Genomic DNA, 10,817 nt, shown 5'->3' with positions numbered 1-10,817 from the left:
TTTTGGTTTGTCCAACTTCTATTCTAACTGAGGAATTTGTTAATGGCTCTCCTATTTTTTCAGAAAACCATTTTTACACCATTATATGGACTCAACTGTTAATCGCTTCTCTGGCGAGCGTGATATCGTACAAACTCTACAGCCGGGTGGAAGGCGCGCGCCCGGGCAAATATTTAGCCGTCTTTACCCTGTTAAATCTGTTCTTTTTAGCCGTTATGGTCTGTACCATCCTTTTCGTTTGAGCGGGTCGGGGTGCAATTGCGTTCTAAAAACTTAATCGCGTCATCCTCATCCAGCGGTTTACTGATCAAATAGCCCTGGATCCGGTCGCAGTCGTGTTCTTTTAAATACTCCAGTTGGAGATCGTGTTCTACACCCTCGGCAATTGTACAATGCCCCAGTTTATGTGAGATTGAGATAATATCGCTGGTAATTGCATTATGCGGATCAACCCCCAACAGCTTATCGATGAAATATTTATCGATCTTCATGCAATCGACTTTTAGCTCTTTTTCTCTGGCCAGTGAGGAATAACCCGTGCCAAAGTCATCAATGGCGATTTGGATTCCCGCTTTCCTCAGATGGGCAATAACATTATTGATGGAGTCATAATCGGAAGCAAAGACCGATTCGGTGAGCTCAATGGCGACGTTCTCCGGGTTGACCTCCATCTCTTTTATTAACGTAAACAGTCTGTTTGCGAAGGTGGGGTTCAAAAGCTGGATTATGGAAATGTTGATTGATACGCCAATTTCATCATAACCAAGCTCCTTGAGTTTGTTTAAAAAACAAAAGGCTTTAACGATTACCTTTTCCCCCAGGGGCAGAATGAACTTTGTTTTCTCTGCGATCGGAATGAATTCAACTGGGGACACCAGGCCGAGTTTGGCGGTCTTTAAGCGGGCCAGCGCTTCGAAGCCACAGATTCTTCCGGTTTTTAGACTCAAAATCGGTTGGTACTGCAAAAACAAATGATTATCGGTTTTACGATCCGCGGCGATCGCGCTAAGCGCTTCCACAATATCCCTTTCGCGGTTAACGGAAGCTTCCAGCTCTTCGTCGTAAAAACAGATCGCAAAGTCTTTCCCGAACAAGCTGACCGACTTTTCGGAGGCAATCAGGAGCTTGCTCAGGAGTAAATCAATGTTGGTTTCGTCTTGATCCGGCTCAATTTCGAGAATTCCGATCCCGCCGCCAATTCTTTCGGTTACAAAAAGGGATTCTAAAGTTTCGGCGATGACATTGCTGAAGTCCAGAAGTTCGTTTTGGTCTTGGTAGTCAAAAAGATAGAAGATAAAGCGACTCTCACGTGCGTGGAACAGGAGGCGGTTTTCGGTGCAATACTGACGCAGAGCCTCCGCAGCTTTTTTGATCAGATTCTGACTATACTGGAACCCATAATTGGCGATAATCAGTTGAACCATGCTCAAGTTGATCTCGATAAGGGCTTTTTTTATACCTTTCTTTAGCTTGATATCCCTTTCCAGTAACGATACCAGATAATCGCGGTTATGTAACCCGGTCCATCGATCATGCTCATTGTGGTATTTCAGGGTGTTTTCAATTGCTTTCCGGTCGGAGATATCAAGCACGATTCCTTCCAGCGCTTCCACTTCACCCTGTTCGTTGTAGATCCCTTGGCCCAGTTCCAAAACCCATTTCCGCTCGCCGGTAGCGGTGATAATCTCGTATTCATATTTAAACGGCTGCTTAGCGGGTAAAATTCGTTTCCATTCATTCCATAAAGCTTCGCGGTATTCGGGGGAGATGAGGTCATTATAAGACAAATCTCTGTTATAGAGCAGGCTCTCCGGGGGATAACCGGTGAGGTTAAAACAGCCCTGGGATACATACTGCATTGTCCAGTCAGGATCATAATTGCAACGGTAGGCGAGTCCCGGGAGGTGGGAAAGGAAAACAGCTTTACTTCGCTCGCTCTCATGCAATGCTTTTTCAATCGTTTTCCGTTCTTTCACCAACCCCTGCTCGGCGCGGAAAAGCGCCACGTGCAGATCGATCCTGGCTTTTAAGGAGGCCATGTGGATTGGTTTCCGGATAAAGTCTACGGCGCCAAGCTTCAAGCCCTTGCTTTCGTTTTCCCAGTTGGCAACATCGGTTAGGATTATGGTGCGCGGCTTCCTGAAGCGCCCCTCTTTTGGCAGGGCTTTCAGAACCTGAAACCCGTTCATTTTGGGCACATCAAGATCAAGAATGAGCAAGTTAATCCCCTCATCCTCTTTAAGCACACGCATAGCTTCCAGACCGTCAACGGCCGTCAAGACACAATATTCGCTTAACGCCCTCTTGATGATGAATCTGTCCATTACCGAGTCGTCGACAACTAAAATCTTTAACATGGTGAAACCTCGCTCTTGTTAATGACTTCTTTTCTTACATAAAATATCGGCAAATTTTTATCCAATTTTACTTCACCTTGCCGGAGGACTTTTTTAACCTCCGGACGGGTTTGGCCGGGAGTGTCCTGCAAAAGTTCAGCAATTACGGGCTAAAAGTGGCACTTGTCATGGCGGATCAGCAAAGAGTGAAGGGCAAGTTCAGGGAATTCATCACCGAAGCCAACCGGGGAAACAGTTTTAAGGTATTCAGCAGTAAAGAGGAAGCGGAAAACTGGATTTTAAACCGCTGAGCGAAAACGAGGGATTCGTAGCTGCCGGAGGGCCAGTTTCTTCCTTGCCCTCCGGCGTTTGTTTTAATTGATTTTATTTAGATTTTACTTAAGATTGTCTTTGCCTTTAACTTAGGTACGGTAAGTTTGGACTGACCAAAAAATTAAAGAAAAGGAGTTAAAGGCATGAAAATGGGAAAAGGGATTGTGCTGGCGGGGATTCTGCTTACTCTTTTCCTCAACGGCTGCACCGGTGGGGGAAAAAATGACAAAATTGTTGTGGTCTCCCGGGAGGACGGTTCCGGGACCAGAGGCGCCTTTATTGAACTTTTTGGCCTTGAGGAAAAGGACGCTTCCGGCCATAAGGCAGACCGGACCACCGACGAAGCGATTGTCGTTAACAGTACGTCGGCGGTCATGACAACGGTGGCGGGGAACAGAAATGCCATTGGCTATATCTCCCTGGGTGCGCTGGATGACACCGTCAAGGCTTTGCAAGTGGATGGGGTAGAAGCAAGCGTGGAGAATATTAAAAATAAATCTTACAAAGTCTTCAGGCCGTTCAATATCGCCACTAAAGCCGAGACCAGCGCATTGACCCGGGATTTTATCGACTTTATCCTGAGCAGCGACGGGCAAAAGATAATTGAAGACCTTGGTTATCTTGCCGCCGGATCAGGAGAGCCCTACCGCGGCACCCGACCGGCAGGGAAAATAGGGGTGGCGGGCTCTTCCTCGGTCACACCGGTGATGGAAAAGTTGAAAGAAGCTTACTTGCAATTGAACAGCAAGGCCGAAATAGAAATTCAGCTCAGTGATTCCACCACCGGTCTAAACTCGGCCATCGAAGGAACTTGCGAGATTGCGATGGCCTCCCGCGAACTGAAGGAAAACGAACGAAAAAGACTGCAGGCGACCGTGATCGCCCTCGACGGGCTGGCGGTGATTGTGCATAAGGAAAATCCCGTGGCTAATCTGACCAGCGAGCAAATTAGAGAGATTTTCAAAGGGGAAATCACCTCTTGGGCGCAGATTACCGAGTAGCGCGCACGCTGGCTACCGGGCCCGGCCGTTGCCGTACGGGTTAAACCATAAGCGGGCGGATCCAGCTGATAAGGAGTGGAAATTGATGGGGAAATACCAGGAAAGGATCATGCAAGGAATCTTCCTTATGGCCGCCGGTACCTCTATCCTGGCGGTGCTCCTCATTTGTTTGTTCTTGTTGCGCAACGGCATTCCGGCGATGGTTAAAATCGGGGTCTTCGATTTTTTACTGGGGAGAGGCTGGAAGCCAAATAATGTGCCGCCGGCCTACGGGATCCTTCCGATGATCCTGGGCAGCATCTCTGTGACCGCCGGCGCGGCCGGGATCGGGGTTCCCGTCGGGATCCTGACCGCCATCTTCATGGCCCGGTACTGTCCAGCCAAATTGTACCGTTTTTTCAAGCCGGCCATCAACCTGCTGGCCGGAATCCCTTCCGTCGTGTACGGCTTTTTCGGCCTGGTTGTGCTCGTGCCCCTGATCCGTGATACTTTTGGGGGGACCGGCCACAGCATCTTGACGGCTTCGCTTCTGTTGGGCCTGATGATCTTGCCGACGGTTACCAGTGTCAGCGAAGCGGCGCTCCGGGCGGTGCCGCAAAGCTATTACGAAGGCGGTTTGGCCCTGGGGGCGAGCCGGGAAAGGAGTATCTTCTTTATTGAACTGCCGGCCGCCAAATCCGGGATCATGACGGCGGTCGTCCTCGGCGTCGGCCGGGCGATCGGCGAGACCATGGCCGTCGTCATGGTGGCCGGGAATCAGGCCAGAATGCCGGCCGGACTGCTGAAAGGCGTCCGGACGCTGACGGCCAACATTGTGCTGGAAATGGGTTATGCGGCGGACCTGCACCGGGAGGCCTTGATTGCCACCGCGGTGGTGCTTTTTGCCTTCATTCTTTTGCTCAATTTAGGATTATCCTTTCTGAAAAGGAGGGCGGGTTGATGGAAGCGAGCTATAAAAGGTCATTACGGTGCAAGCTCAACGCCTACCAGCGTAGCCCTCTGTCCCTTCTTTTGTTTCTCCTGGTGATGGCTGCCGCTCTGCTCACGCTCGGAAGTCTCCTCTTTTTAACCGGATATATCATGATCAAGGGGATCCCCCACCTCAAACCCGGGCTTTTTGCGTGGAAATATAATACTGTGAACATGTCGCTAATGCCCGCGCTGATCAATACGGTGCTGATGACCTTGATCGCGCTGCTTCTGGCCGCGCCGGTTGGCATCTTTGCCGCCATTTACCTGGTGGAATATGCGCAGAAAAGAAATGGGTTTGTTGGGATGGTCCGGATTACCGCCGAGACCTTGGCCGGGATCCCTTCAATTGTTTACGGCCTCTTTGGTCTGCTGTTTTTTGTCACCGCCCTCGGTTGGGGAATGTCGCTGCTGGCCGGCGCCTTCACGTTGGCCATGATGATTTTGCCGCTGATCATGCGGACGGCGGAGGAAGCCCTGAAGGCAGTCCCCGCGGCCTACCGGGAAGGCAGCTACGGGCTGGGTGCCGGTAAGTTAAGGACCGTCTTTCAAATTGTGCTTCCTTCGGCGGCGCGCGGAATATTGGCCGGCGTCATCCTGGGGATCGGCCGGGTGGTCGGCGAGACGGCGGCCCTGATCTATACCGCCGGCACGGTTGCCGAAATACCCGGGGGCAGGGACTTTCTCTTCGACTCCACCCGCACCTTGGCGGTCCACCTCTTTGCCCTGGCCAGCGAGGGATTGCATGTCAACCAGGCAGCGGCCACCGCGGTTGTTCTGTTTATGATGGTGGCCTTAATCAACTGGCTCTCGGAATTGGCCGGTAAAAAGCTGGGAAAAGTTTAATGCCATAAAAGGAGAAGGGAGGCCTTATGGATAAAATCCGCATCGAAAACCTTGATGTCTACTACGGAGATTTTCAGGCCTTGAAACAAATCAACATGACGATCAAAGCAAACGTAATTACCGCTTTGATTGGGCCCTCCGGCTGCGGAAAGTCAACGCTGCTCAAAAGCCTGAACCGCTTGAATGAGCTGGTGGCGGGTTGCCGGATCAGCGGAGCGGTTTTTTTGGATAACGTAAATATTTATGGGGAGATGGATGTAAACTTCCTGCGGAAACGGGTGGGGATGGTCTTTCAAAAGCCCAATCCCTTCCCGATGAGCGTTTATGATAATGTGGCCTTCGGCCCGCGGACCCATGGCATCCGCAGCAAAATCAGATTGGATGAGATCGTTGAGTACTCCTTGCGGCAGGCGGCGATTTGGGAGGAGTTGAAGGACCGCCTCAAAAAAAGCGCCCTGGAGCTCTCCGGCGGCCAGCAGCAGCGGCTCTGCATTGCCCGGGCGTTGGCGGTAGAACCGGAAGTGTTGCTGATGGATGAACCCACCTCGGCCCTGGATCCGGTTTCCACCGCCAAGATTGAAGACCTGGTTGGCGAATTAAAAAAGAAATATACTATAGTCGTTGTTACCCATAATATGCAACAAGCCGTGCGGATCGCCGACGCTACCGCCTTTTTTCTCCAAGGCGAACTGATTGAATATGCCAGTGCGGAGGAGCTCTTCGCCATGCCGAAGGATCGACGGACGGAGGAGTATATCACGGGGAGGTACGGGTAATGCGGAGTAAATTCGATGAACAACTGGAACTCTTGAAAACCCGGCTGATCCGGATGGGCGCCCTCTGCGAAGAAGCCATCGCCAATGCGGTCAAGGCTTTGCTAAATAATGACCTTGCCCTGGCTAAAAAGGCGCTGGAGGCCGATGTCGAAATCGACCAGCAGGAAAGGGAGATTGAAGGACTCTGCCTGAAGCTCCTCCTCCAGCAGCAACCGGTGGCCAGGGATTTAAGGCAGATTTCGTCGGCGTTGAAAATGATCACCGATCTGGAACGCATCGGCGATCAAGCCGGCGATATTGCGGAGATCACTATACAGGCCAAGATTGAGGCGGCACCGGAGACCAAACCCATCGCCGCGATGGCGGAAGCCACGATTAAGATGGTGACCGGCAGTATCGATGCCTTTGTCCGGCAGGATTTGGAGCTGGCCAAAGCGGTCATCGAGTACGATGATGTGGTTGACGAGTTGTTTATTCAGGTAAAAAAAGATTTGATCCGGCTAATCAACAAAGATGCCAAAAGCGGCGAATTTGCCATTGACCTGATCATGATCGCCAAGTATTTTGAGCGGATCGGTGACCATGCCACCAATATCGCCGAATGGGTTGAGTTTGCCATCACCGGCCGGCATCGAAACGGGGTGGGGAAATGATCTATTGTGTGGAAGATGACAGCAGCATCCGGGAGCTCATCATTTATGCCCTAAAAGTCAACGGTTATGAAGCACGCGGTTTCAGTGAAAGCGGGCCTTTTTATGCCGCCCTGGAGAATGCTTTGCCGTCTTTGATCCTCCTTGATATTATGCTCCCCGGCGAAGACGGCCTTACCATCCTAAAACGCCTCAAGGCTTCCGCGCGCACCCGGGCGATTCCCGTCGTCATGATCACGGCCAAGGGCGCCGAATATGATAAAGTGGTCGGCCTGGACAGCGGGGCGGATGATTATATCACCAAGCCTTTCGGGATTATGGAATTCCTTTCCCGGGTGAAAGCGGTTCTCCGCCGGGCGGGTCAGCCGGTCAACCCCAGCGAATTAACCGCCGGCCGGCTGATGATGGATGTGGCGCGCCACCTTGTCCTGGTTGACGGGCGGGAAGTGACGCTGACCCTGAAGGAATTTATGCTCCTCAAATATTTGTTGGAAAACAAAGGGATTGTGCTGACCAGGGATCAGCTCCTGCAGGAAGTGTGGGGTTATGATTACCAAGGGGAAACCCGGACCGTGGATGTGCATATCCGAACCCTCCGGCAAAAGCTTGGTGCAGCCGGTTCCGTGATTGAAACAGTCCGGGGGGTTGGCTACAAAATTGGAGGAGAAACATGAAAAAGCGGATTTACCAAAGCATGCTTTTGCTGGCGCTCGTCACGATCTTCTGTACTTCCTTGCTGATTACCGGGGTGATCTACCGGGAATTCTACCGCCGCATGCAACAGGAAATCCGGAATGAAGCGCTTTTGTTGGCGGCCAGTTACAACCAGAACGGGCCATTGGACTTTTCCAAGCTGGCCATGGAGGATACTACCAGCAGAATCACCTGGGTAGCAGAGGATGGGACGGTCTTGTTTGATAACCGGGCGGAGCCTGCCGGCATGGAAAACCATGGCAACCGGCCGGAAATCATGGCGGCGTTGCGGGACGGGGCCGGGGAGGCGGTCCATCTTTCGAAAACCCTTGGGACCCAGACCTTTTACCGGGCGGTACGCCTGACGGACGGAACCGTGCTCCGGGTGTCCGCCTCCATCCACAGTGTCTTCAAAGCCGTTTTCGGATTGCTCCCCTATATCGCCCTGATGCTATTGCCGGTCTTTGCCCTCACCATGCTCCTGGCCAACCTGTTGACCGGGAAGATCATTGTCCCCCTCAACAACCTGAATTTGGACGAGCCGCTGGCCAATGAGGTTTATGATGAATTATCCCCCTTGCTTACCCGGATGGCCAGGCAAAAGGAGGAGATCGCAAGGCAATTCCAAAAGCTCCGGGAGAAGCAGGAAGAGTTCAACGCCATCACGGAAAATATCCGGGAAGGAATCATTATCTTAAACAGCAAGGGACAGATCCTGTCGCTTAATAAAAGCGCCGCGGCGATTTTTGGAGTTGGCGCTGGTGAAAATCTTAACCGGCATTTCTCAACCCTCAACCGGAGCATCCCCCTGCAAAAAGCCGTGGCGGCGGCGCTGGGCGGGCAACCCTATGAAGATACTCTGACGAAGGGGGAAAATACCTTTGATTTGCTGGCCAGTCCGGTCCTGGCCGGGCAACAGGTCCGGGGGGTGATTCTCTTCATTTTGGACATTACGGAAAAACATAACGCGGAAAAAATGCGCCGGGAGTTTACGGCCAATGTCTCTCATGAGCTCAAAACACCCCTCACCTCCATTCTGGGTTATGCCGAACTGATGAAGAACGGCATGGTAAAACCGGAAGATATGGCCGCTGCCGCCGGCCGCATCTATGCGGAAGCCAGGCATCTCCTCCGGCTGGTCGAAGATACCATTAAACTCTCCCGGCTGGATGAGCAAAATCTCCAGCTTCCCTGGGAGAAGATTGATTTATTGGCCTTGGCGCAAGAAGTGGCGGGGCGACTCGCCCCGTTGGCCCAGGAAAAACAGATTAGTCTCTCCGTCAGCGGGGAAAGGGCGGTCGTCTCCGGGGTCAGGCCCATTCTTGAGGACATAGTCTACAACCTGTGCGATAATGCCATTAAATACAATTGGGAAAAAGGCCGGGTGGAAGTGAAGGTCGCCGCGGCCGCCGGAGAAGTCCGTTTGACCGTTCAGGACAACGGTTTCGGCATCCCCCGGGAGCACCAAGGCCGGATCTTTGAACGCTTTTACCGGATCGACCGATCCCATTCCCGGGCGACCGGCGGGACGGGGCTGGGCCTTTCCATTGTCAAGCACGGCGCCGAATTGCATCAGGCCCGGCTTGAACTCGACAGCGAGCCGGGAAAGGGGACCGCGGTGACGGTGGTTTTCAGAAGCGAGTGAGCTGATTAATATTATCTTTCCGGGCAACGATAAATTGGAGCATCCGGCGGTTGGTTTTGGCAAGTTCCTCGTACTGGTCATGGCCGGCAAAAAAAGCGATACAAACCATCTGAATGGCGCAGATCACATAGAAGACGGCCTCTTTTTCTTCCGGGGTCAGTCTTTCCTCCCGGTCGTAACCCCTAAGGATGCTGCCGAGGATCTCCAACCATTGCGCATAGGCTTCGTCGCTGCTTTCCGATAAGATTCCCGTTGCGCAGTAACAGACATCCCATAAGCGAATGTTAATTTCACTCAGCTCAAAATCGATAAACCCGCTGACCGTCTCACCGTCAAACAGGATATTGCAAGGGTTGGGGTCCCGGTGAATGAGTTGTTTCGGCAGCTTGGCATAGAGAAGACCAAAGCCTTCGCCAAAGTCCTGAAAGAAGCTGTCCGCCAGCCCCATCCGCCACTGGATGTTTTGCCGTTCCACACTCGGCAGGGCCCACGCGCGCACATGCTGATCGAGATTTACCTCATCGCATAAAAGCTCCTTCTGGATGGACTTCAGCGCCTTGTGGAGTCTGGCGATGCTCCGGCCATATTCCTCGGCAAACTTGACCCGCCTGGCGCCAAAACGCTCGGCTTTGGGCAGAGGGCCGCCTTTTAAACCGCGCGTGAGAATAAATACCTCTTGCTCTTCCCAATAATCATGCCCGGTTTTGGTGGGGACGGGGAGGGAAGAGGCAAAGCCCTGCCCGTGCAGGGCTTTGGCTATTTTCAGGTTTTTCATCATTTTCCCGCGGTCGCCGGCTTTCAAAAGATAATCTTCTCCTACCTGCCAAACCTTGCCGGAAACTTTGGCGCCGTCCGTGCGGTAGAGATCGCGGACGGGTAGATTTTCCGGGATCGCCCAATTGGCTAAAATTTTCCGTAGTTCTTTTTCGGTATACACCTTAACCACCTCCGGTTTTGTCGGTTGATGTCCTTGATAAAGACGAAGGTACTGGCGGGGGGAGCAACCATACATCTTGATAAAGGCCTTGTAAAACCCGGCATAAGTATCAAAGCCGTATTCCAGTACCACCTTGATGGCCCGGCGGCCTCCGGCGATTTCGGCCAGCGCGTGGTCAAGACGGCGCTTTAAAATGTAGCCCGCCACCGAAGAACCTGTCACCATGGAGAATAAACGGCAGAAATGATAGGTGGAATAATTGGCCCGCTGCGCCAATTCCTCTGCTGTAATCCGGGTTTTTAGGTTTTCCTCGATGTAGTCCAGGGCGGCTTTGATGACCTCGAGGTATGGCATGGTCTCCCTCCCTCCGTCCGGTGGTTTCAGTATACACTACGCGGAAGGTGAAAACATTTCCTGTCTTGCGGATATTTTTCAATACCTATAGCACTATAAGCCGGTACAGTTAGTGTAAAATTACTGTAGATTTTATGGAGGAGATATCTTTACAAAAAGAGAAGAGGAACCTCACATTCGGCAAGAATGAATACCCCCCGAAGGAGGTCGAGGTTCCTCATGGATTTAGTTCGTTTAGTAGAAGAAAAAATCCTTTCGGTTGTAGAAAGAATTTTTG

The 10,817-nt window shown here is 52.0% G+C and carries 10 protein-coding genes and 1 pseudogene; 9 read left to right on the top strand and 2 right to left on the bottom strand.

Annotated features, from left to right (window positions below):
- Positions 1–242: pseudogene (locus G5B42_RS12025) on the top strand (SLC13 family permease); the annotation flags it as partial.
- Here the strand turns inward: G5B42_RS12025 and G5B42_RS11380 are convergent.
- Positions 207–2,357 (bottom strand): two-component system response regulator, encoded by a 2,151-nt coding sequence (locus G5B42_RS11380; RefSeq protein ID WP_181340592.1) that lies wholly within the window; start codon positions 2,355–2,357, stop codon positions 207–209. The pseudogene G5B42_RS12025 and the gene G5B42_RS11380 sit on opposite strands and share 36 nt — an antisense overlap.
- Before the next feature lie 77 nt (positions 2,358–2,434).
- Here G5B42_RS11380 and G5B42_RS11375 point away from each other — a divergent pair, with 77 nt between their 5' ends.
- The 8 genes from G5B42_RS11375 to G5B42_RS11340 all read left to right on the top strand — a co-directional run bounded on the left by G5B42_RS11375 (position 2,435) and on the right by G5B42_RS11340 (position 9,249).
- On the top strand, positions 2,435–2,647 hold the full coding sequence (locus G5B42_RS11375) for a DUF4180 domain-containing protein (RefSeq protein WP_231133547.1): 213 nt from the start codon (positions 2,435–2,437) through the stop codon (positions 2,645–2,647).
- 165 nt (positions 2,648–2,812) lie between these two features.
- Positions 2,813–3,670: a substrate-binding domain-containing protein gene (locus tag G5B42_RS11370; RefSeq protein ID WP_181340590.1), complete on the top strand. Its 858-nt coding sequence runs from the start codon at positions 2,813–2,815 to the stop codon at positions 3,668–3,670.
- Positions 3,671–3,755: 85 nt separating this feature from the next.
- Positions 3,756–4,610: a phosphate ABC transporter permease subunit PstC gene (gene pstC / locus G5B42_RS11365; RefSeq protein ID WP_181340589.1), complete on the top strand. Its 855-nt coding sequence runs from the start codon at positions 3,756–3,758 to the stop codon at positions 4,608–4,610.
- Positions 4,610–5,485, top strand: a complete 876-nt coding sequence (gene pstA, locus G5B42_RS11360) for a phosphate ABC transporter permease PstA (RefSeq protein ID WP_181340588.1) — start codon at positions 4,610–4,612, stop codon at positions 5,483–5,485. The genes pstC and pstA overlap by 1 nt, the downstream gene beginning before the upstream one ends.
- 26 nt (positions 5,486–5,511) lie before the next feature.
- The gene (gene pstB / locus G5B42_RS11355; protein WP_181340587.1) at positions 5,512–6,261 is read left to right on the top strand and encodes a phosphate ABC transporter ATP-binding protein PstB; all 750 of its coding nucleotides are present in this window, start codon (positions 5,512–5,514) and stop codon (positions 6,259–6,261) included.
- Complete coding sequence (gene phoU, locus G5B42_RS11350) at positions 6,261–6,914, top strand: phosphate signaling complex protein PhoU (RefSeq protein ID WP_181340586.1); 654 nt, start codon at positions 6,261–6,263, stop codon at positions 6,912–6,914. The genes pstB and phoU overlap by 1 nt, the downstream gene beginning before the upstream one ends.
- Positions 6,911–7,585 (top strand): response regulator transcription factor, encoded by a 675-nt coding sequence (locus G5B42_RS11345; protein ID WP_181340585.1) that lies wholly within the window; start codon positions 6,911–6,913, stop codon positions 7,583–7,585. The genes phoU and G5B42_RS11345 overlap by 4 nt, the downstream gene beginning before the upstream one ends.
- The gene (locus tag G5B42_RS11340; protein WP_181340584.1) at positions 7,582–9,249 is read left to right on the top strand and encodes a sensor histidine kinase; all 1,668 of its coding nucleotides are present in this window, start codon (positions 7,582–7,584) and stop codon (positions 9,247–9,249) included. Before G5B42_RS11345 ends, G5B42_RS11340 begins: the two co-directional genes overlap by 4 nt.
- Here G5B42_RS11340 and G5B42_RS11335 read toward each other — a convergent pair.
- Positions 9,236–10,540, bottom strand: a complete 1,305-nt coding sequence (locus tag G5B42_RS11335) for a helix-turn-helix domain-containing protein (protein WP_181340583.1) — start codon at positions 10,538–10,540, stop codon at positions 9,236–9,238. The two genes, G5B42_RS11340 and G5B42_RS11335, sit on opposite strands and share 14 nt — an antisense overlap.
- Positions 10,541–10,817: the final 277 nt, after the last annotated feature.

The organism is Capillibacterium thermochitinicola, assembly GCF_013664685.1.
Classification (GTDB): Bacteria; Bacillota; UBA4882; order UBA10575; family UBA10575; genus Capillibacterium; species Capillibacterium thermochitinicola.
Note: the sequence above shows the minus strand (reverse complement) of the source record. Positions and strands in the feature narration are given on the sequence as shown.